The sequence below is a fragment of the Rhizobium sp. SJZ105 genome (genome assembly GCF_007828365.1).
Lineage (GTDB): Bacteria > Pseudomonadota > Alphaproteobacteria > Rhizobiales > Rhizobiaceae > Agrobacterium > Agrobacterium tumefaciens.
Genome location: NZ_VIUP01000001.1, coordinates 1,584,897 through 1,610,436 on the forward strand (window position 1 = coordinate 1,584,897; position 25,540 = coordinate 1,610,436).

Below are 25,540 nucleotides of genomic sequence, written 5' to 3' on the forward strand. Positions count from 1 at the left end.
GGAGACAAGCATAAGCATGAGCACTTTGGGCGCATATTTCCGCCTCGCAAGGGTTGGCTGGGTTCTCGTGCGCGAAGGCGTCGTGCTGGCCTTGCCATCCGATGACCTTCCTGCCTCCGCGCAAGTGATGAAGGCATTGCTGAAGCCATTCGCCCGCAGCAAGGCCAAGCGGGCGCAGCGTAGCGACCGGCTGGCGGTAGCTGTCGAGCGGCTTGGCCCGTCCTATGTGAAGATGGGACAGTTTCTGGCCACAAGGCCGGATGTCGTCGGCGCCGACTTCGCCGACGATCTTGCGAGCCTGCAGGACCGCATGGCATTTTTCCCCGCAGCCGCGGCCAAGGCTAATATTGAAGGTTCGCTCGGGCGGTCTGTTTCGGAACTCTACAGGGAATTTGGCGATCCGATCGCCGCCGCTTCCATCGCCCAGGTTCACCCGGCGATAGTGGATACGCCGAAAGGGCCGCGCAAGGTCGCCGTCAAGGTCATTCGCCCCGGCGTTCGCCAGCGCTTCCAGAACGATCTGGAGGCGATGTATCTGATCGCCGACCTGCAACAGCGTTTCGTCCGCTCTGCCCGCCGCCTGCGGCCGGTGGAAGTCACTCGCACCCTGGAACAGACAACCAAGATCGAGATGGATCTGCGGCTTGAGGCCGCCGCCCTTTCCGAACTTGCCGAAAATACCAAAGAAGACCCCGGATTCCGCGTTCCGGAGGTAGATTGGGAACGCACCGGCCGCGATGTCGTCACCATGGAATGGATCGACGGCGTCAAGATGTCGGATATTGAGGGACTGAAGGCTGCCGGTCACGATCTGAACAAGCTGGCTGATACCCTCATCCAGTCCTTCCTGCGGCACACGTTGCGCGACGGCTTTTTCCATGCCGACATGCACCCCGGCAATCTCTTTGTCGATCCGCAGGGCATGATCGTAGCCGTGGATATGGGCATTGCCGGGCGGCTGGGCAAAAAAGAACGCAGGTTCCTTGCCGAAATCCTCTACGGCTTCATCACCCGCGATTACATGCGCGTCGCGGAGGTGCATTTCGAGGCCGGTTATGTGCCGGGCCATCACGATAAAGCCAGCTTTGCGCAGGCGATCCGCGCCATCGGCGAACCGATCCACGGCCAGCCGGCCGAGACGATCTCCATGGGCAAGTTGCTGACGCTGCTGTTCGAAGTTACCGAGCTCTTCGACATGGAAACGCGCCCGGAACTGGTGATGCTGCAAAAGACCATGGTGGTGGTGGAAGGCGTATCCCGCATGCTCAATCCGCGTTTCAACATGTGGAAAGCGGCCGATCCGGTCGTCAGCGGCTGGATAAGAGACAATCTTGGCCCGAAACGTATTGTCACCGATCTGAAGGACGGCGTGAAGGCGGCTCTCAAGCTTGCGGAAGCGGCCCCCGAGATCGCTGCCAAGACGGAGAAGCTGCATTCCGACCTGGTGTATATGAGCGAGAACGGCCTGCGTTTCGACGCCCAGACCGCGGAAGCGATCGGCAAGGCGGAAGCGCGCCACACCAAATGGGGCCGGGCGGCGCTCTGGGTGATTGCGCTCACGCTTCTCTATATCGCGATCAGGATCAGCTAAACGATATTCAAACTCGGCGCTCACGCCGGTGCGGCACACTTTCGAACCGAAAATCGCCGGTCTTCCAGTTTGATAGATGCGTACCATGCTGCTGCAACATATCGAGGATAATGACCTGATCTTGGTTGAAAGTTAAATGATTGCCGGACGGGAATTGAGATTGATGGCAAAAAATGAAGCCGTAAAACGGGTCCTTACCTATTGCTCGTGGCCCATGGTGTTTTTTCTCGGTCTTACCGGGGCTTATTTCGCTTTTTCGAGTGAGCATCCGATCACCACATTCCTCGCCGTCTACGCGGGCGCGGTGGCCAGCCTGTTTCTTCTTGAGCGTTACATTCCCTATGAGACGGAATGGCTTCAGTCTGATGGTGAAACCGTCAACAATATCGCCCACACGCTCTTGACCAAGGGGCTTGTTCAGCTTGCTGCCACGGCAGCGGTGCTCTTTCCAATGCTAACCGCCATTTTTCTGCAACCTTTGGCGGCCATGAAATTCGACCTGTGGCCTTCTCAGTTGCCGATGGTTGTTCAGGTCACGCTTGCCCTGATGATCGCTGAATTCGGTCTCTACTGGGCGCACCGTATCGCCCATGAAACGGTGTTCTTCTGGCGTTTCCACGCGCTTCATCACAGCGTTGTCCGCCTTTGGGTCGTCAATACGGGCCGTTTTCATGTGGCCGACTCGCTGTTCAAGATCGCGCTCAGCCAGATTCCGCTTTATCTCATGGGCGCGCCGTTGCAGGTGTTTTGGTGGCTCGCGGCTGTGACCGCCTTCATCGGCATTCTGACCCATTGCAATGTGGATATGAAAACCGGGCCGCTGGACTACGTGTTCAGCACGCCCCGGCTGCACCGATGGCACCACTCCAAAGAGCTGCCTGAGGGAAATACCAATTATGGTGAGAACCTTGTCATTTTCGACCAGTTGTTCGGCAGCTATTTCAATCCCGATCGCCCTTCCTCGACCAACATCGGCATCAAGGGAGAAATTGCAAAGGGCTTTCTGCCACAGCTTTTTCAGCCTTTTACAAAAGAAGGGGTTCGCCAGATCATCGGGCGAAACACGAAAGAAAATTGAAGGGATTGGCGGTAATGCCGCCTTCAGGCCCGGAGAATTCCCAGTTCGACCCGCAGCTTCTTCGTCAGCCCTGCGGCAACGAGTTCATAGGAGCGGCGGACATAGTGTTCCAGCTCCTCTTGCTCCAGCGGCGAATGATCGGAGATCGATATCCATTTGCGCTTGGCGAAATAAGGTGCCTGGTGGATGCCTTCCAGCGAGGTGAGGATTTCGAAGCTCTCCTCCGAACATTTCACCACAAGCCGCCAGTCGTCACGCTCACCCAAAACGGAAAAGACCTTGTCTCCGACCTTGGCAACGTGGGAATCCCACTGATCGACGAAACGGACGCCCGGCCATTCTCCGAGAACCCTGTCGAATGTCTTGCGATCGAAAAGGCTCATGCGAGTTTCTCCGCAATGAGGGCCGCCAGACGTTTGGCGACTTCGGCCTTGTCCATATCAGGCCAGGCCTCGATACCCTCATTCGAAATGATCTTCACGCTGTTGCGGTCTCCGCCCATGATGCCGGTTTCCGCCGAAACATCATTTGCAACGATATAATCGGCGCCCTTGCGCTCCAGTTTGGCTCGGCCGTTTTTCTCGACATCCTGCGTCTCGGCGGCGAAACCCACCACCAGCTTCGGGCGCTTTTCGTGGTGGCCGACGGTTTTGAGAATATCGGGGTTTTCCATAAGTTGCAGCGCAGGCGGGGCATCGCCCGGCTGCTTTTTGATCTTCTGCTCCGAAGAACCCGCCACCCGCCAGTCGGCGACAGCGGCAACCATGACGGCGATATCCACCGGCAGCCTTGAAATCACCGCATCGCGCATCTCCTCGGCACGCTCGACATGGACCGTTGCAACGCCCGCCGGATCGGCAATCGTGACGGGACCCGAGACCAGCGTTACCTCCGCACCCAATTCCGCAAGCGCAGCTGCGATGGCATGGCCCTGCTTGCCAGAGGAGCGGTTGGCGATGTAACGCACCGGATCGATCGGCTCATGGGTTGGGCCGGAGGTAACGATCGCCGTTCTGCCTTTTAAAGGCTTCGGACCGCCATCCAGCAAAGCCTCGACGCCTTGGACGATCTGCAAAGGCTCCGCCATACGACCAAGACCAGCCTCGCCCTTTTCCGCCATTTCGCCTGCCATAGGGCCGATGAAAAACACGCCGTCTTTTTTCAGCGTTTCGACATTGCGCATCGTTGGCTTTGCCGACCACATTTTTGGGTTCATGGCAGGTGCGACCAGCACCTTCCGATCGGTCGCCAGAAGGATCGTGGAGGCAAGATCATCAGCCAAACCATTCGCCATCTTCGCCATCAGATCAGCGGTGGCGGGCGCGACCAGCACGAGGTCGCATTCGCGCGCGAGCCGGATATGCCCGACATCCTGCTCGTCCTGCCTCGAAAAAAGCTCGGTGAAGACGTGGGTTGCGGACAGTGCGCCAACAGCAAGCGGAGTGACGAATTCCTGTGCGCCCTTCGTCATGACTGGCGTCACCTTGGCGCCGCGCTCTTTCAGACGGCGGATGAGGTCGAGGCTCTTATAGGCCGCGATGCCGCCGGAGATGATGAGGAGAATATGTTTGCCTGAAAGCGTCATGATGCCGGACCAGTTTCCCGTTTAACCGGGAAACTAAGCCCTTGGCATTCAAAGTGCAATCCGGCTGATATCACGCCGCCTTGGCGACGTGATATTCCTTGATCGCGACCATCTTGATCGCCGGAAACCGCTCGGATTCATACCGCAGCGAGAAGGCATCCTGCGCCAGAAACACCGGATCGCCATCCAGATCGCGAGCGATATCGCCGCGCTTGACGTTGAGGAACTTGTCCATTTCCGCCGGCTGATCGGACGAGATCCAGCGGCAGACGGAAAAGCGAGACATTTCAAACGAGACCGGCAGGCCATATTCGCCCATCAGCCGTTCCTTCAACACATCGAGCTGCAGCGCGCCGACAACGCCGACGATGGCGGGCGAGCCGTCTTCTGGCGAAAAGAGCTGCACGACACCTTCTTCCGCCATCTGCTGCAAAGCTTCCTTCAGCTTCTTCGCCTTCATCGCGTCTTCCAAGCGCACGCGGCGCAGGATTTCCGGCGAGAAGTTCGGCACGCCCTGGAATACGAGGTTTTCACCTTCGGTCAGCGTATCACCGATGCGCAGTGTGCCGTGGTTGGGGATGCCGACCACATCGCCCGCAAAGGCGGTATCGGCCAGCTGGCGCTGTGACGCGAAGAAGAATTGCGGTGCGGTCAGCCCCATGAGCTTGCCGGTGCGTGAAAGCCGCGCCTTCATGCCGCGCTCCAGCTTGCCGGAGCAGATGCGGGCAAAGGCGATGCGGTCGCGATGGTTGGGATCCATATTGGCCTGAATCTTGAACACGAAGGCCGTCATCTTGTCTTCCGCCGCATGCACGGTGCGGGTATCCGCCACCTGATCGCGCGGCGGCGGGGCGAAATCACCCAGCGCATTGATGAGGTCGCGCACACCGAAATTGCGCAGCGCCGAACCGAAGAATACCGGCGTCATGTGACCTTCCAGGAACGCCTGACGGTCAAAGGGGCGGCAGGCTTCCAGAGCCAGTTCCGTTTCCTCGATAAAGACCTTGCGCTCATTTTCCGGCAGACGATCGGCGACAGCCTGAGGGCCGTTGACCGAAAGGCCATCCACCTGCGTGTCGTTGCCACGAAAGGTGTTTTCAGCAAGATTGTAAGCGCCACAGAAGCTCTTCGCCCGGCCGACCGGCCAGGTGATCGGCGCGGTATCGAGCGCCAGCTTTTCCTCGACCTCATCCAGAATCTCGAAGGGATCGCGGCTTTCGCGGTCCATCTTGTTGATGAAGGTGATGATCGGAATATCGCGCATGCGGCAAACTTCGAAAAGCTTCAGCGTGCGCGGCTCGATACCCTTGGCGGCATCGATGACCATGATCGCCGCATCCACCGCCGTCAGCGTGCGGTAGGTGTCATCGGCAAAGTCTTCGTGGCCGGGCGTATCGAGGATGTTGAAGACGCGGTCGTTATATTCGAAGGTCATGACCGAAGTGACGACCGAAATGCCGCGCTCGCGCTCGATCTTCATCCAGTCCGAACGGGTCTGGATGCGATCCTTCTTCGCCTTCACCTCGCCGGCAAGCTGGATCGCTCCGCCGAACAGCAGCAGTTTTTCCGTAAGCGTGGTCTTACCCGCGTCCGGGTGCGCAATAATAGCAAAGGTGCGGCGGCGGGAGACCGCCTCGGCAAGTGTTTCGGCCATCTGACAAATCCTGTGGAATTGCGGGGTATCTAGCGTTTCAGGCCCGCATTTGCAATTGACCTTGCCGCGATCTCGGCAAACTAATGCCGCATGACCGTTCAAAATGATAATCGACCCCTCCTCCGGCTTGTGCGTCTTGCCAATGGCGCAGACCTCGAATTGCCTTCCTATGAAACCCGTGGCGCCGCCGGAATGGACCTGCGCGCCGCAGTGCCGGCCGATGAACCGCTGACTTTGCAGCCGGGCGAACGGGCGCTGGTGCCGACCGGCTTCGTCTTCGAGGTTCCGCAAGGCTATGAGGCGCAAATCCGTCCGCGCTCCGGCCTCGCCATAAAGAACGGCATCACCTGCCTCAATTCCCCCGGCACGGTGGACAGCGACTATCGCGGCGAAGTGAAGGTCATTCTCGCCAATCTGGGGCAGGCCGATTTTGTCATCGAGCGCGGCATGCGCATCGCACAGATGGTGATTGCACCAGTTACGCAGGTGGCAGTCAGCGAAGTGACCGAAACATCCGAGACGGCACGCGGTGCCGGTGGTTTCGGCTCCACGGGGCTTTGACCAGCCCCCTTATGGCGATTGTTTTCACCCCTGATTTTCGCTATTGATCTGGCGGATTTTCGGGGAAAATGACCATGACGCTGACGACCCTTCTTGCCTATGCCACCGCACTCTTCATCGCCGCTGCCATTCCCGGCCCCGGCATGACGGCGATCGTGGCGCGGGCGCTTGGATCGGGGTTTCGGGAAACCTTCTTCATGGGCCTCGGGCTGGTGCTGGGCGACATGATCTACCTGACCGGCGTGATCCTCGGCCTCGCCTTCGTGGCGCAGACTTTTCAGGAGGCCTTCATGGTCCTGAAGTTTGCCGGCGCAGCCTATCTTCTCTATATCGCATGGAAGCTCTGGACCGCCGGCCTCTTGCCACAGGACCTGAAGGCGAAAAAAAGCACCAGCATTCCCATGTCGTTTCTGTCCGGCCTGCTGATCACGCTGGGTAATCCAAAAACCATGCTGTTTTATGTGGCGCTGGTGCCGACGCTGATCGACATCCGCATGATCGGCCCATCGGAATATGCGACACTTCTGGCGCTGACCTTCATCGTATTGATGGCCGTTCTCCTGCCTTACATCCTGCTTGCCGCCAAGGCGCGCAACCTCCTGAAACGGCCAAGTGCGTTGACGATCCTCAACCGCACCGCTGCGGGAATTCTGGCGGGAACGGCGACCATCATCGCGATCCGCAGCACCTGAAACGATTTCGTGCATTTGCCTGATTTATCGTGAATTTTTTCCGGTAATCAGACGATATTAGGACGAACGTTCGCTGGCCTGACAAGACTATTGCTCCTATTCTGCCGCTGAAATCTTGCGGCCACACATCGTGTGGCCTTCATACAGGAGAGCATCATGCCCGAAGCCAGAAAGCCCGGACGCGGACGCGTCTATTCCTCCATCACCGAAACAATCGGCGATACGCCGATCGTGCGGCTGGACAAGCTGGCGAGGGAAAAGGGCGTGAAGGCCAATCTTCTCGCCAAGCTGGAGTTCTTCAACCCCATCGCCTCCGTCAAAGACCGCATTGGCGTTGCCATGATCGAAGCGCTGGAAGCCCAAGGCAAGATCACCCCCGGCAAAACGACGCTGGTTGAACCGACCTCCGGCAACACGGGCATTGCGCTAGCCTTTGCCGCCGCCGCCAAGGGTTACAAGCTGATCTTGACCATGCCGGAAACGATGTCGGTCGAACGCCGGAAAATGCTCGCCTTGCTGGGCGCGGAACTGGTGTTGACCGAAGGCCCGAAGGGCATGAAGGGCGCCATCGCCAAGGCACAGGAACTGGCCGAAACCCTGCCAGACGCGATTATTCCGCAGCAGTTCGAAAACCCGGCAAACCCGGATATTCATCGCAAGACGACGGCCGAAGAAATCTGGAACGACACCGAGGGTGCTGTCGATATTTTTGTTTCGGGCATCGGCACGGGTGGCACGATCACCGGTACAGGCCAGGTGCTGAAATCCCGCAAGCCGGAGGTGAAGGTCATTGCCGTCGAGCCAGCCGACAGCCCGGTTCTTTCCGGTGGCAACCCCGGTCCGCACAAGATCCAGGGCATCGGCGCCGGTTTTGCACCCGCGATCCTCGACACTGGAATCTATGACGAAATCGTCACCGTGACCAATGACGACGCTTTTGAAATCGCCCGTCTGGTGGCGAGGCTGGAAGGCGTACCCGTCGGCATCTCCTCGGGCGCGGCACTCGCAGCGGCAATCAAGGTCGGCGCACGTGAGGAAAATGCCGGCAAGAATATCGTCGTCATCATTCCCTCCTTCGCGGAACGTTACCTTTCGACCGCTCTTTTCGAAGGGCTTGGGCTTTAAGCCGTTCCTCTTCGGTCAGGCCGCAAACGCGCGCCTGACGGCAATGACCGATTGTGCCGCCGGCCATCCGCCAGCGGCACAATTGTTTTAGCCGGTAAAGGGCGAAGGAAGGCCTCTTATGCCGCCGCCGTCAGTCTTTCACCGGCAATGCGGTATGAAATGGCTTCCGCCACATGGATACGCCCGACAGTTTGTTTGCCGTCCAAATCAGCCAATGTGCGGGCGACCTTGAGAATGCGATGATAACCGCGTGCGGAGAACTTCAATTGTTCGGCAGCATCGCGCAGCAATTGCAGCCCGGAAGCATCGGGCTCCGCATATTTTTCGATCAGCGTTGTCGTGCAGCGAGCGTTGGTGCGAATGCCTGAAGAGCCCGCCGCCGCATAACGCTCCTGCTGCGCAAGGCGGGCGCGAGCGACACGGGCGGCCACCACCGAACTCGGTTCTGCAGTCATGGGACGGATGAGGTCAGTGGCGGAGACGGCGGGAACGTCGATGCGGATATCGATGCGATCCATCAGCGGGCCGGAAATGCGGGCCTGATAATCTGTCATGCAACGTAGGCCTCTGGCGCAGGTGAAACCCGGCTCCCCCGCTCTGCCGCACCGGCAGGGGTTCATCGCAGCGACAAGCTGGATGTCCGCCGGATAGGTGACGCGGTGATTGGCACGGGCAACGATGCATTCGCCCGTTTCCAGCGGCTGGCGCAGCGCATCCAGCACCTGAGGCGCAAATTCCGGGAACTCATCGAGGAAAAGAACGCCGTGGTGGGCAAGTGAAGCCTCACCCGGCTTGGCACGCAGCCCTCCGCCGATAAGCGCGGCCATGGTGGCGGAATGGTGTGGCGTGCGAAACGGTCTGCGGTCCGACAGCTTGCCGCCGGACAATTGGCCGGCGATGGAATGGACCATGGACACTTCCAGCAATTCCGCAGCCTCGAGCGGTGGCAGAATTGAGGGCAAGCGCGCGGCGAGCATGGATTTACCGGAGCCGGGCGGACCAACCATCAGCAGATTATGGCCACCCGCAGCTGCCACCTCCAACGCGCGCCGGGCCGTCTCCTGCCCCTTGATATCGGCCAGATCCGGCAAATTGACCGGATTGGCGCGGATGGCGGGCATCGGGCGGGAGAGAAGCTGGGTGCCGCGAAAATGGTTGGCAAGCGCAATAAGGCTGCGTGGGGCGAGAATATCGATGCCAGCCCCGGCCCAGGCTGCTTCGGGCCCGCTATCAGCCGGGCAAATCAAACCCTTCCCGAGCGCATTGGCACCGATGGCCGCGGGCAGAGCGCCCGAAACCGTGCCGATGGTGCCATCGAGATTGAGTTCGCCGAGAACCACATATTGCCCGAGCGCTTCCGCCGGGATCGCTCCCAACGCGGCCATGAGACCCAAAGCGATCGGAAGATCGAAATGCGATCCTTCCTTGGGCAAATCCGCAGGCGCAAGATTGACCGTGACTTTTTTTGCCGGCAGCGCCAGACCGGAGGCGTGGAGCGCGGCCTGCACACGCTCCCGGCTTTCCGCCACCGCCTTGTCCGGCAGGCCGACGATCTGGATGCCAACTTTTCCGGGTGCGACCATCACCTGCACCTCGACCGGCACACCCTCTATTCCCTGAAATGCAACCGTATTGACCCGTGCCACCATGGCCTGCCCCCGCAAACCGGCCACAACATCAAAGCATTATGCCCCGATGGCGGCCACTCTCAAGTAACCTGCCATAGAGCGAAGAATAAAACAAGAACATTAAGCGAACAATTTCGCGCGAACGGTGTATTTCAGTTGTATAGAGTTGTGCACGCGGAACAAACGCAGGTGGCGAGGAAATTGCCTCAGAAATCCTGTGCTTCGCGCTTTTTCTCGATCGCATCCCACAACAAGCTTGCCACATCGGCACCGCCGAATTTCTGCACTTCACGAATGCCTGTCGGTGAGGTGACGTTGATTTCCGTGAGGTAATCGCCTATCACATCGATGCCAACGAACAGGAAACCGCGCTCGCGCAGGGCGGGGCCGATGCGGCGGCAGATTTCCTTCTCACGCGCGGTGAGTTCCGTTGGCTCCGGGCGGCCGCCGGCATGCATGTTGGAGCGGGCATCATTTTCCGCCGGCACGCGATTGATCGCGCCCACGGGCTCGCCATCCACCAGAAGGATACGCTTGTCGCCCTTGCGAACATCCGGCAAGTATTCCTGGGCGATATAGGGTTCGCGGAACATCTGACCGAACATTTCCAGCAGCGACGAGAAATTGCGGTCGTCCCGCGCGGAATGGAAGACGCCTGCACCACCATTGCCATAAAGCGGCTTGAGGATGATATCGCCCATTTCATTGCGGAAGCGGGCGATTTCAGAGACATCCTTGGTGATCAGCGTCTTCGGCATCAGATCGGCGAATTCGGTGACGAAAATCTTTTCCGGCGAGTTGCGGACCCAGGCGGGATCGTTGACAACAAGCGTTTTGGGATGAATGCGCTCGAGCAAATGGGTCGAGGTGATGTAGGCCATGTCGAATGGCGGATCCTGGCGCAGATGAATGACATCCATGGTCGAGAGATCGACCCGCTCCGGCTCCGAGAGCGAAAAATGGTCGCCCTTGATATCGCGCAGTTCCATCTGTTCGACGGTCGCGTAGATCTTGCCATCGCGCATGGAGAGGCGTTCGGGGGTATAGTGAAACAGCCGGTATCCACGTGCCTGCGCCTCAAGGCTCATGGCGAAGGTGGAGTCGCCGGCGATATTGATGCCGGAGACATGATCCATCTGGATCGCGACGTTCTTGATCTTCGCCATGCGCATCTTCCTCTTGCAGCATGCGGACGCTTCGCGGTTCCGCCGTGCCCATTGCCTCGTCTGTTCGCGATTCCCCGCAGGACCGGAAGAGACCCGGAAATGCTTCAGAAAACCCTGAAGATGTAGGGCAGCGACCATTCAAACGCAACTGCTGCGAGGGGTGCTTTTTGTGAGTTTTATTGAACCTTCACAATTCCGCAGGTGGCGCTGCGCAGAGCCCCAACCTGACGGAGTGTTTTACCAGTTCAGGCCGCCAGCTTGTAGGAACGACCGGCAAACAGCTTGTTCTTGACCCGGTAGGCCAGAGCCAGCGCCGTGGGGAAAGGACGGCGCATGAAGGCAACCTTGCGGACATACTCATCCACGCGCCAGGTGGCCCATGTACCCGCGCGGAAATAAGCGACGTCACCCACCCGCAGGATACTGACTGTGCCGTCTTCCGCCGTCACATGCACCTCACCCTCAAGGATATAGACGGTCTCGTCCCAACCGAAGAACCAGCGGAACTCGCCCGCCGTACAATCCCACATGGCTGTGCTGGAGGCGCGGTCTCCGCTTCTGGAATGATCCGCCGCGCGCGCCTGAGGATCGCCGGAAATTATCCAGTCGGGGTTGATGGGGGCCGGCTGCAGCCGCAAATCGGTGCAGGACGCGCTAACCACGCTCTCGTCTTTTGCCCGGCGCAAAGAGGCCGGCAATATCGGCACCGTGCGGATGGCCATGGTCGCAGCCGCCGCGAACATCATCTTTAAAGGCATATTAGAAAACCCCCGTGAAATATTGGAGATCTTCTATCATCGGGATCGTAACGAAGCGGTTTTGACAATCGGCGCAATTTTAGTCATCGCGCCGATTTCTTATCGTCCACTCAGGCCGTTGCCAGCTGCACGGGCTGCGCCACAGCTTGTTCCGCCTTGCCGGCTATGCGCTTGCCGGTCTCGCTGGAGAAGAAGTGCAGCTTGTCTGGAGATATGGCGACCGACAAGGTAGCCGGAATCTCGACCTCCGGCGAAAACGCCACGGTCAGGTTCTGGTCGCCGATCATGCCGTGGATAAGACGCTGCGAGCCGAGTTCCTCGATATACTCGACGCGTAGCGAAAAACCGGGCTCACCTGCCGCCGCCAGGCGGAAATCTTCCGCCCGCATGCCCACAGTAACCGGGCCGGAGGCGGGGGCGAAACCGTTGAGCGCGATCAGCGACGGCCCGACCGCAAGGCTATCCCCATGCAACTCGCCGCTCAGCAGGTTCATGGCGGGAGAGCCGATGAAGCTTGCGACAAAGGTGGAAGCGGGGGTGTGATAGACCTCAAGCGGTGCGCCGATCTGTTCGATGCGGCCGCCGTTCAGCACCACCAGACGATCTGCCAGCGTCATGGCTTCCAGCTGATCGTGCGTGACGTAGATCGAAGTAGTGCCGAGGCGCTTTTGCAGGCGCTTGATCTCCCCGCGCATGGAAACGCGCAGTTTGGCATCAAGGTTGGACAGGGGCTCATCAAACAGGAAGGCCGCCGGTTTGCGCACGATGGCGCGGCCCATGGCGACTCGCTGACGCTGGCCGCCGGAAAGGGCGCGCGGCTTGCGCTCCAGATAGGGTTCGAGCTGGAGCATGCGGGCGGCCTCGGCCACGCGCGCATCGATCTCCGCCTTCGGCGTCTTGCGGTTCTTCAACCCGTATTCCAGGTTCTGGCGCACCGACATATGCGGATAGAGCGCATAGTTCTGGAACACCATGGCGATATCCCGGTCAGCCGGATCTACCTGGTTGACCACCCGGTCACCGATCTTCACCGTGCCTTCGGAAATATCCTCAAGTCCGGCCACCATACGCAGGAGCGTGGACTTGCCGCAGCCGGAAGGACCGACGAGAACAATGAACTCGCCGTCCCTGATGTCGATATCGACGTGATGCACGGCACGCACGCCGCCATGATAATCCTTGCAGACCTGACTGATTTCTATCGCGGCCATTTTCGGTTTCCTTATTTGTCGCTTTCCGTCAGGCCCTTGATGAACCAGCGCTGGAAGATCACGACGATCATCACAGGCGGCAGCATGGCCAGAACGGCAAGCGCGAAAGCTTCGTTGTAATCGGGGATTTGCGAACCGACCCAGACTTGCAGGATCGACTTGATGCCGCGCATCAGGGTGAAGAAACTCTCGTCCGTGGTCATCAGCATGGGCCAGAGGTACTGGTTCCAGCCGTAAACGAACATGATGATGAAGATCGCCGCCATCATGGTACGGGAAAGCGGGATGATCACATCAATGAAGAACTTGACCGGGCCCGCACCGTCTATGCGAGCAGCTTCCAGCAATTCTTCAGGAATGGATTTGAAGAACTGCCGGAAATAGAAGGTGCCCGTCGCAGACGCCAGAAGCGGCACGATCAGACCGGTGTAGGAGTTCAAGAGGCCGAGTTTGCTCATCACCTCATAGGACGGCATGATGCGTACTTCGAGCGGCAGAAGCAGGGTGGTGAAGATGATCCAGAAGGCAAGCGTTGCAAACCGGAACCGGAAATAGACGATCGCATAGGCTGCCATCATCGAGAGGACGATCTTGCCGACGGCAAAACCGATGCCGAGGATCAGCGAGTTCAGCACCATGTTGAGACCGGTGATCTGCCCGGTAAAGCCGCCCTTCTGCGTCAGGACCTTTTCATAGGTCCCGACGAAATTGTCGCCCGGAACGAGTGTCAGGCCGCTGCGGTGGATTTCCGCCGCCGTATGGGTGGACGTCATGAATGCCACGACGACAGGCAATATCAGGAACAGTGCGCCGATGATCAGCACCAGATGGTCGAGGGGTTTTGTCTTGTACATTGTCTTTTCCCTCAATTGTAATGGATGCGTTTTTCGATGAAGCGGAACTGGATGATGGTCAGAACGAAGACGACCAGCATCAGGATGACGGACTGGGCAGAGGAACCGCCGATGTCATTGCCGCGGAAACCGTCGAGAAAGACCTTGTAGACTAGCGTAATCGGATTGTTGGCGGCCTTGTCCTTCACCATCACGTCGATAATGCCGAACGTATCGAACAGCGAATAGGTGATGTTGATGATCAGCAGGAAGAAGGCAGTCGGTGCCAGAAGCGGCATGATGACCGTCCAGAACCGGCGCACGCTCGATCGGCAATCGATGGCGGCAGCCTCGCGCACGGCGACGGATACGCCCTGCAATCCGGACAGGAAGAAGATAAAATTATAAGGGATCTGCTTCCAGACCGCGACGGCAATCATGGCGAAGGCTGTATCGAAGTAGTTGAGGCCAACCTTCATATCCCAGCCCAAAAACGCGGCCATCTTGACGAAAGGCCCGATATGCTGGTCGAAAAACATCATGCCGATGAGACCCGCAACCGGCGGCGCGATGGCGTAAACGGAGATCAGCAACGTCTTGTAGGCGGAACTGCCGCGAATGACCGCATCGGCCTTGACCGCAAGCAAAAGACCGAGCGCCAGCGAAAAGAAAGTAACGAGCACGGTGAAGACAACCGTGAACTTGGCGATGTTTAGATATTCCGGATTGAAGATGGCATCGGAATAATTGGCGAAGCCCACGAACGTTGCACCGAACCCGAAAGGGTCTTCGATAAAGAACGACGATTGCACGGCCTGGACGGAGGGCCAGTAGAAGAAGATGAAAATCACCGCCAGTTGCGGCGCCAGAAACAGATAGGGCACGTAGGACGAGGAGAACTGCACGCGCTTCATGCTGGCTTCTGCGGCCTTCGCCGTTTTTCCGGTTTTTGCAGACCGGCCGGATAGAAACCGGGCCAGACGCGGTTGAGACGATGTATAGGCCACGCTTGCGCCTCCTTAATCCAAGAGCGAGCCTCCTTTCCGGCGGAAAGGAGGCTCGACAACTATCGTTGGTTTCAAAAAGGGAGATCAGCCAGCCGTTTTAGCGAAACGGGCGAGAAGATCGTTGCCTTCCTTTTCGATGATGTCGAAGGCGTCCTTCGGCGTTACTTCGCCGGAGAAGATGCGGTTGTATTCGCGTTCCATGATGGAGCGGATTTGCGGGTAGAAACCGAGGCGGTAGCCCTTGGACCATTCGCCTGAAGGCAGCGACAGCTGCTGGATACCGACTTCGGCGGCAGGCTTTTCCTTGTAGAAGCCTTCAGCCTTGGCCTTTTCGTAAGCAGCCGTGGTGATAGCGACGTAACCGGTTGCCTTGTGGTAGAAGACCTGGATTTCCGGCGAAGTCAGGAACTGGAAGAAGTCAGCGACGCACTTGTTTTCGGCTTCAGACTTGCCCGACATTGCAAAGAGGGCAGCGCCGCCGATGAAGGAGTTGGTGCCAGCGCCCTTGATGGAGCCCCAGTAGGGAAGGAAGGTTGCCGAGAACGGCATGGACGCCGTCTTCTGCAGGCCACCAAACGAACCCGAGGAACCGATCCAGAGGGCAACCTTGCCTTCTTCGAAGGGCTTCTGGTTGTCGTTCCAGCCGGCGCCGTAGTAGGCGAACAGACCCTTGTCTTTCCAGTCCTTCAGCTTGTCGAACATCATGACGAGGTTCGGATCGGTGACCTTGAGCTTGGTGTCAGTGACGCTGTCGTAACCATTGTTGTTGGTTGCGAACTGGATGTTGTTGCGGGAGAAGAAGTTCTCCGTGAACTGCCAGGTGAGCTGCGACTGGACGAGCGGGATGTAACCGGCTTCCTTCAGCTTCGGTGCGACCTTTTCGAAATCTTCCCAGGTCTTCGGAGCTTCGACGCCAGCCTTCTTCAAGGCTTCGTCGTTGACATACATGATCGGCGCGGAAGTGTTGAAAGGCATGCCGACGAACTTGCCGTCAGCGGCAGCGTAGAAATAGCGGACGCCGTTGATGAAGGCTTCGCGGTCGAACTTGTAACCGGCCTTGTTGATGAGGTCTTCCGCAGGAATGACAGCGCCCTTGGCGTTGATGATGGTGGCAGCGCCAGCATCGAAAACCTGAAGAATGTTCGGCTGTTCGCCCGAACGGAAAGCAGCGATGCCGCTTGCAAGCGCTTCTTCGTATGAGCCCTTGGAAACCGGTGTCAGAGCGCATTCTTTCTGGGCTTCGTTGAACTTCTGCGAAACTTCGTTGATGACTTCGCCGTTACGGCCGCCCATGCCGTGCCACCAGGTGATGTTGGTCGCAGCCATGGAAGACGTTGCCGAAATGCTGACCGCCACTGCGGCCATGGAAATCTTCTTCAACATTACTAAATCCTCTCCACCATTTATTGGGATGAGGATGCGAATAGAGACGTTCCGTGACGCCTCTTTAACGGTTTTATGTCAGATTTATTACAGTCCCTGCGATAGGAACTCCATTCTTCCAGAAACGGATGTCTCAAGCGTCCTTGCGCTTTATCGGGCGAGCCGGATTTCCGACCACCGTCGTCCCGGCAAAGACATCCCGCGTCACCACCGAACCGGCCCCGACGATCGCGCCATCGCCAATGGTGATGCCGGCCAGAAGGATCGCGCCGCCGCCGATCCAGACATCGCGACCGATCGTGACCGGCTTTGCGATTTCAATGCCTTGCGAACGCGGAGCCGGGTCCAGGTGATGTTCGGCGCAATAGATCTGCACGGCCGGCCCCAACATCGCGCCATCGCCAATCCGCACGGGCGCAGAATCTAGAATGACGCAGCCGGTATTGAGATAGACGTTCGCACCCAACGTAATGTTGAAGCCGTAAGCGCAATGAAACGGTGCTTCGATAAAGGCTCCTTCCGCAACGGAGGCAAAGAGCGCCCGCAGCAAAGGCGACATGGCCTCACGCTCATCCGGCGGCGAGGTGTTGTGCTGGTGAACGGCACGGCGGGCGCGGGCGCGCAGCACGTCCAGTTCGGCATCCATGCAACAGTACCATTCGCCCGCAGCCATTTTTTCCCGCTCAGTGGACATTGCCTCCCCCCTCAAAAAGCGTCGATGAAATGCTGCGGCAGGCGTCGTGGCAGGACTGCGACGATATCGAAACGCAACGAAAACCGCGCGGCATCCTTGCGGCGGGAGAGCCAAATATCGGCAGCGGCCCGAATGCGCTGTTGCGAACGGAAGCCGACCGCATCGACAGCCCCGGCACCGGAAGGCCGCGCCTTGACCTCGACGATGGCGACGACATCCTTTTTGCGGGCAATGAGATCGATTTCTCCCAGCCGGGTTCGATAACGAATGGCGAGGATGCGGTATCCCCGAAACAGCAGATAGAGTGCTGCCCAGTATTCCGCAGCGTGACCGCGTCGCTCGGCCTTTCGTCTCTTGTTCGTTTGCCCGTCAGCGGCCATCCGCATCCTTCATATCCAGCAGCCGTTGATAAAGCTCCTTGCGCGGCAGGCCCGTCAGCTTTGCCGCCTCGGCTGCGGCCCTTGCGGCAGGCATGGTTGTGACAAGATCCTTCAGAAGTCTCTCGACATCCTCGATATCGGGAATTTCGTCATAGGAGGGCGGTTCTATCAGGAGCACGATCTCGCCCTTCACCACACGGTCCTCGTCGTAATATTCCGCAAGCTCGCCCAGCGTGCCACGCCGGAACTCCTCGAAAGTCTTCGTCAGCTCACGGCACACCACGGCGCGGCGATCGCGGCCAAGGACTTCCGATGCCACCTTTACGGAGGTGCCAATGCGGCGTGGCGATTCAAAAAACATGAGGGTGGCCGGAATTTTCGCAAGTTCGGCAAAACGGTCGCGCTTGCCGCGATCCTTTACCGGCAGAAAGCCCGCGAACAGAAAGGCGTCACTCGGCATGCCAGAACCGACAAGGGCAGCAAGCGGCGCAGATGCTCCCGGCACCGGCACGACGCGATGACCGGCCTCCAGCGCGAGCTGACCAAGGCGATAACCGGGATCGGAGACGAGTGGCGTTCCGGCATCCGACACCAGCGCCACGGATTTTCCGGCCTCCAAAGCGGCGATGAGTTTTGGTCCCGCTTCCTGCGCATTATGCTCGTGATAGGAGAGCGGACGTGTGCGGATACCGTAACGCTCGAGCAAAATGCGGGTGACGCGGGTATCCTCGCAGGCAAGGACGTCGGCCGAAGCCAGCGTTTCCAGCGCCCGGATGGTGATGTCGCCGAGATTGCCGATGGGGGTGGCCACGAGATAGAGCGCCGGCTCCAACGGACGCGCCGGAATAGTGGCCGTGCCGATCCTGAAGCTCTTGGTCGCCTGTCCGGCGTCGCTGTTCGATATTTCTTCCGTCACACGGCTTCCAATCATTCTGGCCGATCATTCCCGGCCGGTCGCTCCAGTTTTACCCCTTTATGGGCAATAGAAAACAGGCGAACAAGGTCCACGGGCGGTCACAGGCTGTGGATCATGCTGTATAGCAGCAAAATGACCGGCGGCAGATGCACTCGGCTCTTGCATTTTCTGCAATAACTCTGCCATTTTGCCCGTCCACATTATCCGGCGTTCCGGCCGGTCAAGACTCTTCTTACCGATCCGGCGGTGGCCGGGTCGCAACGGTTGAAAGCGGTAGCGTCCATGCGTATTACTCTTGAGCGGTCGAACCTTCTTAAATCGCTGAACCACGTCCACAGGGTCGTCGAGCGTCGTAACACGATCCCGATCCTGTCCAACGTTCTGCTGCGCGCATCTGGCGCCAATCTGGATATGAAGGCGACCGACCTCGACCTCGAAATCACCGAAGCGACGCCGGCCATGGTGGAGCAGGCGGGCGCGACCACCGTGCCGGCGCATCTGCTTTATGAAATCGTGCGCAAGCTGCCGGATGGTTCCGAAGTGCTTCTGGCCACCAATCCGGATGGCTCCACAATGACGGTTGCTTCCGGCCGTTCGAAATTCTCGCTGCAATGCCTTCCAGAAACCGATTTCCCGGATCTGACCGCCGGTACCTTCAGCCACACCTTCAAACTGAAGGCGACCGACCTGAAGATGCTGATCGACCGGACGCAATTTGCGATTTCGACCGAAGAGACACGCTATTATCTGAACGGCATCTTCTTCCACACCATCGAAAGCAACGGCGACCTCAAGCTGCGCGCAGTCGCGACGGACGGTCACCGCCTTGCGCGCGCCGATGTGGATGCGCCTTCCGGCTCCGAAGGCATGCCGGGCATCATCATTCCGCGCAAGACCGTCGGCGAATTGCAGAAGCTGATGGACAATCCCGAACTTGATGTCACCGTCGAGGTATCGGACGCGAAAATCCGCCTGACCATCGGCTCGGTCGTTTTGACCTCGAAGCTGATCGACGGCACCTTCCCGGATTACCAGCGCGTCATCCCCACCGGCAACGACAAGGAAATGCGCGTCGATTGCCAGACCTTCGCCCGTGCGGTCGATCGCGTGTCGACCATCTCTTCCGAGCGTGGCCGCGCCGTGAAGCTGGCGTTGACCAACGGCCAGCTGACGCTGACCGTCAACAATCCGGATTCAGGCAGTGCGACGGAAGAAGTGGCTGTCGGTTACGACAATGATTCGATGGAAATCGGCTTCAATGCCAAATATCTCCTCGACATCACCTCGCAGCTTTCCGGTGAAGACGCGATTTTCCTTCTGGCGGATGCGGGCTCGCCAACGCTCGTTCGCGACACCGCCGGCGACGATGCGCTTTATGTTCTGATGCCGATGCGCGTTTAAAGTGGACTTTTTTTCTTCAAATCAATCAAAAAACGCCGGTGGATCGCTCCACCGGCGTTTTTTGATTCGGCGCAGACAGATTTCTAACGCTAAACGAATTTTTCCAATTACGACATTTTGCCTTGTTTTAGCGCCAAATGAGATCAACAGTGCGTAACATTTTTTTGACAATGACCAAAATACATCCGAGGGGAATTATGGCACTCAACCTGAAGCAGCGCTTTGAAAGAAAATTTGAGGAAGAAATCCGCTTTTTCAAAGGCATGGTCAGCCAGCCGAAAAAGGTCGGAGCCATCGTCCCGACATCCTCCATCACGGCAAGAAAAATGGCGAGTGTCATCGACCCGCATTCAGACTTGCCAGTTCTCGAACTCGGCCCCGGTACCGGTGTCATCACCAAGGCCATTCTGGCACGCGGCATCAAGCCGGAGCGCCTGACGGCCATCGAATATTCGACCGATTTCTACAACCAGCTTCTCAGAAGTTATCCGGGCGTCAACTTCATCAATGGCGATGCCTTCGATCTGAATGCGACACTTGGCGAGCACCAGGGCCAGATGTTCGACAGCGTCATTTCCGCCGTACCGATGCTGAATTTTCCGATGGCCGCCCGCATCAAGCTTCTCGACGAATTGCTGAAACGCGTGCCGCACGGTCGCCCCGTCATACAGATATCCTACGGTCCGATTTCCCCGATCGTTGCGCAGCCGCATCTCTACCACATCCGCCATTTCGATTTCATCGTGCGCAACATTCCTCCGGCGCAATTGTGGACCTATACCCGGGCCTGATCACACGGCAGAGTGGGCAAAGGCCGTCATTTCCCGGTCGTGACAGATGGTTAGGGTACTGATTTGCCCTTCCATCGCCATTGAGGACCGTTCCCATGCACGCCCTTTACATTACCCATCCCCAGGTCCGGATCGATCCGGCGGTTCCGGTTCCGGAATGGGGACTTTCGGACTTGGGTGCACGGCGGGCGTGTGAGGCAAGCCGCCTGCCATGGGCACGCGCATTGCGCCGGATCGTGTCGAGCGCGGAAACCAAAGCCATCGAAACCGCCCGAATCCTTGCTGAAACATCCGGCGCGGATATTGAGATCATCGAGGCGATGCATGAGAACGACCGGTCGGCCACAGGCTTCCTGACGCCGCCGGAATTCGAAAAGGCCGCCGACTGGTTTTTTGCCCATCCGCGAGAAAGCTTCCACGGCTGGGAACGGGCAATCGATGCGCAGGCGCGAATTGTTAACGCCGTCACGGCCGTTCTAGGCCGGCACGACCCGCAACAGCCGATTGCCTTTGTCGGCCATGGCGGCGTCGGCACGCTTTTGAAATGCCATATCGAAGGCGTCGGCATCAGTCGCAGCAAGGACCAGCCACCCGGCGGCGGCAATCTTTTCCGGTTCCCAATCGCCGAATTTTCACTTGCAGCTCAGCGCCCCACATGCGACTGGACGGCAATGGAAACATGGCAGGGATAAGACAATGACCGCGCGCGAAAAACTGATCGTCGGGCTCGATGTTCCGACTGTGCAACAAGCTGAAGACATCGTGTCGAAGATTGGCGATGAGGTTCTGTTCTACAAGATCGGCTATCAGCTGGTATTTGCCGGTGGTCTCGAATTCGCCCGCGACCTTGCCCAGAGCGGCAAGAAAGTCTTTCTCGACATGAAACTGCTCGACATCGACAACACCGTCGCCTCCGGCGTCGAAAACATCGCCCGCATGGGCATGTCGATGCTGACCCTGCATGCCTACCCGAAAGCCATGCGCGCCGCAGTCAAGGCAGCCGAAGGCTCTGGCCTCTGCCTGCTTGGTGTCACCGTGCTAACCTCGATGGATGATGCCGATCTTGCGGAAGCCGGCTATGCATCGGATGCCCGTTCGCTGGTGCTGCGCCGTGCGGAACAGGCGCGCGAGGCGGGCATGGGCGGCATCGTCTGTTCGGCAGAGGAATCGACGGCGGTGCGTGAAATCTTGGGCCCCGACCTTGCCGTCGTCACCCCAGGTATTCGCCCGGCCGGTGCCGAGGCGGGAGACCAGAAGCGCGTGATGACGCCTTTTGACGCCATCAAGGCCGGTTCGAGCCATCTGGTTGTCGGCCGCCCCATCGTCAGAGCAGAAGATCCGAAAGCAGCAGCCTGCGCCATTCTTGACGACATGCTGCGCGCCAGCTTTCCGGCAAATCAATAAGGACCATGGGAGGAGACGAAATGGCAAAGGGTTACTGGATAGCGCGCGTGGATGTACGCGACAACGAACGCTACAAGGACTACGTGTCGACTGCGAAGCCCGCTTTCGAGAGGTTCGGCGCCAACTTTCTCGCCCGCGGCGGTGCGTTGACCGAACTTGAAGGCAAGGCACGCGCACGCAACGTCATCATCGAATTCCCCTCTGTGCAGCACGCGATCGATTGCTACAACTCGCCCGAATACCAGGCGGCGGCCAAAATCCGTCAGGAAGTCGCCGACGCGGAGATGATGATCGTCGAAGGAATTTGACGGTCGTCAACCGCATTTCCAAAACTAGTCCCGTGCCTGGTGACAACGTCTCTTCACGCGCGCACGGCTTTGGGCTAATAGACTGAAAAACGCTTTATCGACAGCTTCTGAGGAGCCTCCCATGACCTTGGCCAACCTTCCACCCCTCGTCACCGTTTTCGGCGGTTCGGGTTTCGTCGGGCGGCATGTCGTGCGGATGCTCGCCAAGCGCGGTTATCGCATCCGCGTTGCCGTGCGCCGTCCCGATCTTGCTGGTTTCCTGCAGCCGCTCGGCAATGTCGGCCAGATCTCGTTTGCCCAGGCGAACCTGCGGTATCGCGACTCCATCGTCAAAGCCATCGAAGACGCCGACCACGTGGTCAATTGCGTTGGCATTCTGGCCGAAAGCGGCCGCAACACCTTTGACGCCGTGCAGGAATTCGGCGCGAAAGCCATTGCCGAGGCAGCCCGCAACGCCGGTGCAGCGCTGACGCACATCTCCGCCATCGGTGCCGATGCCAATTCGTCGACCGGCTACGGCCGCACAAAGGGCCGCGCCGAGGCAGCAATCCATTCCGTTCTGCCCGGCGCCGTAATCCTGCGTCCTTCGATCATCTTTGGACCGGAAGACGACTTCTTCAATAAATTCGCCAAGATGGCCCGCAGCCTGCCGTTCCTGCCGCTGATCGGCGGCGGAAAAACCAAGTTTCAGCCGGTCTATGTCGAAGATGTAGCAGAAGCCGTTGCCCGCAACGTGGATGGCAAGCTGAAGCCCGGCGCCATCTATGAACTGGGTGGCCAGGACGTCATGACGTTCCGCGACTGTCTTGAGGCGGTTCTTGCCGCAACCTACCGTCAGCGTCCTTTCGTCAACCTGCCTTTCGGCGTCGCCTCAATGATCGGAAAAATCGCTTCGCTGGTGCCGCTGATTACGCCGCCGCTGACTGTCGATCAGGTGACCATGCTGAAAAAGGATAATGTCGTTTCCGCTGACGCGGAAAAGAACGGCCTGACCCTGGAAGGCATCGGCATTACGCCCGTTCGCGTCGCTTCCGTCCTGCCGTCCTACATGGTGCACTATCGCCCGCACGGACAGTTCTCGAACGCCGGAAAAGCAGCATAAGCCTACCGTCGCGCATTAACGATCTGAACGAAAGCGGGAACCATTCCCGCTTTTTGTTTTTGCGCAATTCAATCGCAACCAAACCGCTATTGGCGCATTTCCCCCTCAACTGCAGGGGAGGTGCACCATCGACTGAAGCTGTTTTGAACAGTCGGGTAAAAGTTAACGGCAAAGTGGCCTCCACAGCCAAGCGTGGCACAAGCGCAACTGTGGAAAAGACTTCGCATTAACCCGGTATTCAGCAAGCCGCTTTATTGATAATGGCCACATTCCTAACATATCCAGAACCCTCACTTCACACACGGCGGCGTAATCCGCGCGAACGAACGTCTGAAAGGCAATAATAAAATGGGCAGATCTATCGCACTCTTTTTTGCGTGTGCGGCTTTGGTGGTTCTGGCGGGTTCTTTCATGGCGCCGGGCACGGTTGCAGCGGGTAAGAGCGGTTGCGCTCCCGCCTACGGTGTCGACCCTTGCGCAACGGCTTCGATCAGCACGAACTGATCAGCTTTCACAAGTCTCAAATAAAAAGCGCCTCCGGATTCTCCGGGGCGCTTTTTATTTTGTCCGTGCATTGGAAACGAACGGCTACTTTAAAGCTCGGCTCAACGGTAGAGCAGAAGTGCCGCCAGACCCAGCGAGCCGATGACGATGCGCCACCAGGCAAAGGGTGCAAAACCGCGTCGCGAGACGAAGTCCAGCAGCGAGCGCACGACGAACAGGCCGGAGACGAAAGCGGCGATGAAGCCTACGGCAATCAGTGCACTGTCATCGAAGCTCAGCGCATCGCGGTTCTTGTAGAGATCGAGCACAAACGCGCCGAGCATGGTCGGCATCGCCAGGAAAAACGAGAATTCGGCGGCGGAGCGCTTGTCCGTGCCCATCAACAGCGCGCCGACAATGGTAGCGCCGGACCGGGAGGTGCCCGGAACCATCGCAAGGCACTGGAACAGACCAATCTTGAAGGCAAGCGACGGCGGATAATCCATGATGTCGGTATATCTGGGCTTCAGCGGCATCCGGTCGACGGCCAGCAATATGACGCCGCCGATAACCAGCACGATACAGATGAGGATGGGTGTTTCGAACAGCACCGTCTTGATGAAGTCATGCGCCAGAGCGCCGATCACCGCCGCCGGCAGGAAGGCGACAGCGACAGCAAGCACGAAGCGGCGCGCTTTGGCACTTGTTGGCATCGCCATGGCGATCGACACAAGCTTCTGAAAATAAACAAGAAGGATAGCAATGATCGCGCCGAGCTGAATGAGAACGGCAAAGGTGTTGCCCGGCGATTTGAAGCCGAGAAAATGCCCGGCCAGCAGCACATGCGCCGTTGAGGAAACGGGAATGAACTCCGTAAGACCCTCGATAATGCCCAGCAAAAGCGCGCTGATGATCGATTGGTCACCCATGAGGTATCCTTTTTTCAGGGGGAAGCGGGAATGGAAAGCAATTGCGTTAAACTTGTTTTAAAGTAGCCAAGCTCTTATAGCGTCTTGATGAAGCGAAACTGAAAAAGTTTTCCGGCAATTGTCGATCATGACAACCAATCGTAAAAATTGAGTACCGATGCCAACTCTCTATCACTCTCCCATGTCGACCGCATCCCGGTTCGTTCGTCTGATCCTTTCGGAATACGGGTTCCAGACCGATCTCGTGGAGGAGCAGCCGTGGGAAAGAAGACGGGAGTTTCTGGCGCTGAATCCGGCGGGCACCCTGCCGGTCTATCTCGATGACAATATGCGCTCTCTCAGCGGTCCCTACGTGCTCGCCGAGTTTCTCGACGAAACGCACGGGGTTTTGAAGCGTGACCGGCGATTGCTGGCGGAAGACCCGTTTCAGCGGGCGGAAATCCGCCGCTTGACCGAGTGGTTCCTGCAGAAGATGGAAAACGATGTGACCCGACCGCTGGTGCGGGAGCGGGTTTATAAATTGCAGATGACGGCGGCGCAGGGTGGTGGCCCCCCGGATTCCAAGCTTCTGCGCACCGCGCGTAACAATGTTCGTCAGCACATCAAATATCTGGAATGGCTGGCGGGTTCGCGCACTTGGCTGGCGGGCGACCGGTTGAGTTATGCCGACCTTGCCGCCGCCGCCTCTGTCTCAGTGCTGGATTATCTCGGCGAAATCAACTGGCTTGAAGCGCCCATTGCCAAGGAGTGGTATCAGCGGCTGAAATCGCGCCCGTCCTTCCGGCCGTTCCTCAGCGAGCGCATTCCGCGCCTTGCCCCCTCCTCCCACTACGCCGATCTGGATTTCTAAGTTTCGGCCT

At 58.5% G+C, this 25,540-nt stretch carries 26 protein-coding genes; 12 read left to right on the forward strand and 14 right to left on the reverse strand.

The window, feature by feature from the left end:
• Positions 1-16: 16 nt before the first annotated feature.
• Both ubiB and FB593_RS08010 read left to right on the forward strand, forming a co-directional pair.
• A complete protein-coding gene (gene ubiB, locus FB593_RS08005) occupies positions 17-1,591 on the forward strand; it encodes a 2-polyprenylphenol 6-hydroxylase (RefSeq protein WP_019564439.1) in 1,575 nt (524 codons plus the stop codon).
• 163 nt (positions 1,592-1,754) lie between these two features.
• Positions 1,755-2,669 carry a sterol desaturase family protein gene (locus FB593_RS08010; RefSeq protein WP_013635359.1) on the forward strand — a complete coding sequence of 305 codons (915 nt, stop codon included), beginning with the start codon at positions 1,755-1,757 and terminating at the stop codon, positions 2,667-2,669.
• 23 nt (positions 2,670-2,692) lie between these two features.
• On the opposite strand, the gene FB593_RS08015 is transcribed toward FB593_RS08010, so the two are convergent.
• The 3 genes from FB593_RS08015 to FB593_RS08025 form a co-directional block, all read right to left on the reverse strand.
• Positions 2,693-3,052 (reverse strand): MmcQ/YjbR family DNA-binding protein, encoded by a 360-nt coding sequence (locus FB593_RS08015; RefSeq protein ID WP_019564441.1) that lies wholly within the window; start codon positions 3,050-3,052, stop codon positions 2,693-2,695.
• Positions 3,049-4,254 carry a bifunctional phosphopantothenoylcysteine decarboxylase/phosphopantothenate--cysteine ligase CoaBC gene (gene coaBC, locus FB593_RS08020; RefSeq protein WP_112290933.1) on the reverse strand — a complete coding sequence of 402 codons (1,206 nt, stop codon included), beginning with the start codon at positions 4,252-4,254 and terminating at the stop codon, positions 3,049-3,051. The genes FB593_RS08015 and coaBC overlap by 4 nt, the downstream gene beginning before the upstream one ends.
• A gap of 70 nt (positions 4,255-4,324) precedes the next feature.
• The gene (locus tag FB593_RS08025) at positions 4,325-5,908 is read right to left on the reverse strand and encodes a peptide chain release factor 3 (protein ID WP_003514729.1); all 1,584 of its coding nucleotides are present in this window, start codon (positions 5,906-5,908) and stop codon (positions 4,325-4,327) included.
• Between the two features lie 90 nt (positions 5,909-5,998).
• Here FB593_RS08025 and dut point away from each other — a divergent pair, with 90 nt between their 5' ends.
• The 3 genes from dut to cysK all read left to right on the forward strand — a co-directional run bounded on the left by dut (position 5,999) and on the right by cysK (position 8,286).
• Positions 5,999-6,469: a dUTP diphosphatase gene (dut, locus tag FB593_RS08030; RefSeq protein ID WP_065688385.1), complete on the forward strand. Its 471-nt coding sequence runs from the start codon at positions 5,999-6,001 to the stop codon at positions 6,467-6,469.
• 74 nt (positions 6,470-6,543) lie between these two features.
• Entirely contained in the window at positions 6,544-7,161 is a 618-nt protein-coding gene (locus tag FB593_RS08035; protein ID WP_112290936.1) for a LysE family translocator, read from the forward strand.
• A gap of 156 nt (positions 7,162-7,317) precedes the next feature.
• The gene (cysK, locus tag FB593_RS08040) at positions 7,318-8,286 is read left to right on the forward strand and encodes a cysteine synthase A (RefSeq protein ID WP_038489629.1); all 969 of its coding nucleotides are present in this window, start codon (positions 7,318-7,320) and stop codon (positions 8,284-8,286) included.
• A 116-nt stretch (positions 8,287-8,402) separates the two neighbouring features.
• On the opposite strand, the gene FB593_RS08045 is transcribed toward cysK, so the two are convergent.
• The 10 genes from FB593_RS08045 to rsmI form a co-directional block, all read right to left on the reverse strand.
• Positions 8,403-9,935: a YifB family Mg chelatase-like AAA ATPase gene (locus FB593_RS08045; protein WP_113473052.1), complete on the reverse strand. Its 1,533-nt coding sequence runs from the start codon at positions 9,933-9,935 to the stop codon at positions 8,403-8,405.
• 185 nt (positions 9,936-10,120) lie between these two features.
• Positions 10,121-11,080: a glutathione synthase gene (gshB, locus tag FB593_RS08050; RefSeq protein WP_003514721.1), complete on the reverse strand. Its 960-nt coding sequence runs from the start codon at positions 11,078-11,080 to the stop codon at positions 10,121-10,123.
• A 245-nt stretch (positions 11,081-11,325) separates the two neighbouring features.
• Positions 11,326-11,838 carry a cupin domain-containing protein gene (locus tag FB593_RS08055; protein ID WP_013635353.1) on the reverse strand — a complete coding sequence of 171 codons (513 nt, stop codon included), beginning with the start codon at positions 11,836-11,838 and terminating at the stop codon, positions 11,326-11,328.
• 110 nt (positions 11,839-11,948) lie between these two features.
• Complete coding sequence (locus tag FB593_RS08060; protein ID WP_112290939.1) at positions 11,949-13,049, reverse strand: sn-glycerol-3-phosphate import ATP-binding protein UgpC; 1,101 nt, start codon at positions 13,047-13,049, stop codon at positions 11,949-11,951.
• An 11-nt stretch (positions 13,050-13,060) separates the two neighbouring features.
• Positions 13,061-13,903: a sn-glycerol-3-phosphate ABC transporter permease UgpE gene (gene ugpE / locus FB593_RS08065; protein ID WP_003514715.1), complete on the reverse strand. Its 843-nt coding sequence runs from the start codon at positions 13,901-13,903 to the stop codon at positions 13,061-13,063.
• Positions 13,904-13,914: 11 nt separating this feature from the next.
• On the reverse strand, positions 13,915-14,889 hold the full coding sequence (locus tag FB593_RS08070) for an ABC transporter permease subunit (protein WP_013635351.1): 975 nt from the start codon (positions 14,887-14,889) through the stop codon (positions 13,915-13,917).
• 84 nt (positions 14,890-14,973) lie between these two features.
• Positions 14,974-16,272, reverse strand: a complete 1,299-nt coding sequence (locus FB593_RS08075) for an extracellular solute-binding protein (protein WP_003514712.1) — start codon at positions 16,270-16,272, stop codon at positions 14,974-14,976.
• 133 nt (positions 16,273-16,405) lie between these two features.
• The gene (locus FB593_RS08080) at positions 16,406-16,966 is read right to left on the reverse strand and encodes a sugar O-acetyltransferase (RefSeq protein ID WP_112290941.1); all 561 of its coding nucleotides are present in this window, start codon (positions 16,964-16,966) and stop codon (positions 16,406-16,408) included.
• A gap of 11 nt (positions 16,967-16,977) precedes the next feature.
• Positions 16,978-17,346: a YraN family protein gene (locus tag FB593_RS08085; protein WP_003514708.1), complete on the reverse strand. Its 369-nt coding sequence runs from the start codon at positions 17,344-17,346 to the stop codon at positions 16,978-16,980.
• Entirely contained in the window at positions 17,336-18,277 is a 942-nt protein-coding gene (gene rsmI / locus FB593_RS08090) for a 16S rRNA (cytidine(1402)-2'-O)-methyltransferase (protein ID WP_003514706.1), read from the reverse strand. Before rsmI ends, FB593_RS08085 begins: the two co-directional genes overlap by 11 nt.
• Before the next feature lie 267 nt (positions 18,278-18,544).
• Between rsmI and dnaN the strand changes: the two genes are divergently transcribed.
• From dnaN to FB593_RS08120, 6 genes are all read left to right on the forward strand, one after another.
• Positions 18,545-19,663, forward strand: coding sequence for a DNA polymerase III subunit beta (gene dnaN / locus FB593_RS08095; RefSeq protein WP_003514704.1), 1,119 nt, complete (start codon positions 18,545-18,547; stop codon positions 19,661-19,663).
• 197 nt (positions 19,664-19,860) lie between these two features.
• The gene (pmtA, locus tag FB593_RS08100) at positions 19,861-20,454 is read left to right on the forward strand and encodes a phospholipid N-methyltransferase PmtA (RefSeq protein WP_003514702.1); all 594 of its coding nucleotides are present in this window, start codon (positions 19,861-19,863) and stop codon (positions 20,452-20,454) included.
• Positions 20,455-20,549: 95 nt separating this feature from the next.
• Entirely contained in the window at positions 20,550-21,146 is a 597-nt protein-coding gene (locus FB593_RS08105; protein ID WP_019564451.1) for a histidine phosphatase family protein, read from the forward strand.
• 4 nt (positions 21,147-21,150) lie between these two features.
• Positions 21,151-21,858 carry an orotidine-5'-phosphate decarboxylase gene (gene pyrF / locus FB593_RS08110; protein WP_019564452.1) on the forward strand — a complete coding sequence of 236 codons (708 nt, stop codon included), beginning with the start codon at positions 21,151-21,153 and terminating at the stop codon, positions 21,856-21,858.
• Positions 21,859-21,878: 20 nt separating this feature from the next.
• Positions 21,879-22,166 carry a DUF1330 domain-containing protein gene (locus tag FB593_RS08115; protein WP_003514697.1) on the forward strand — a complete coding sequence of 96 codons (288 nt, stop codon included), beginning with the start codon at positions 21,879-21,881 and terminating at the stop codon, positions 22,164-22,166.
• 121 nt (positions 22,167-22,287) lie between these two features.
• Positions 22,288-23,268 carry a complex I NDUFA9 subunit family protein gene (locus tag FB593_RS08120; RefSeq protein WP_019564453.1) on the forward strand — a complete coding sequence of 327 codons (981 nt, stop codon included), beginning with the start codon at positions 22,288-22,290 and terminating at the stop codon, positions 23,266-23,268.
• Between the two features lie 605 nt (positions 23,269-23,873).
• Here the strand turns inward: FB593_RS08120 and FB593_RS08135 are convergent.
• Complete coding sequence (locus FB593_RS08135; RefSeq protein ID WP_019564454.1) at positions 23,874-24,680, reverse strand: undecaprenyl-diphosphate phosphatase; 807 nt, start codon at positions 24,678-24,680, stop codon at positions 23,874-23,876.
• A 157-nt stretch (positions 24,681-24,837) separates the two neighbouring features.
• On the opposite strand from FB593_RS08135, the gene FB593_RS08140 reads away from it, so the two are divergent.
• The gene (locus FB593_RS08140) at positions 24,838-25,530 is read left to right on the forward strand and encodes a glutathione S-transferase family protein (RefSeq protein ID WP_003514689.1); all 693 of its coding nucleotides are present in this window, start codon (positions 24,838-24,840) and stop codon (positions 25,528-25,530) included.
• Positions 25,531-25,540: the final 10 nt, after the last annotated feature.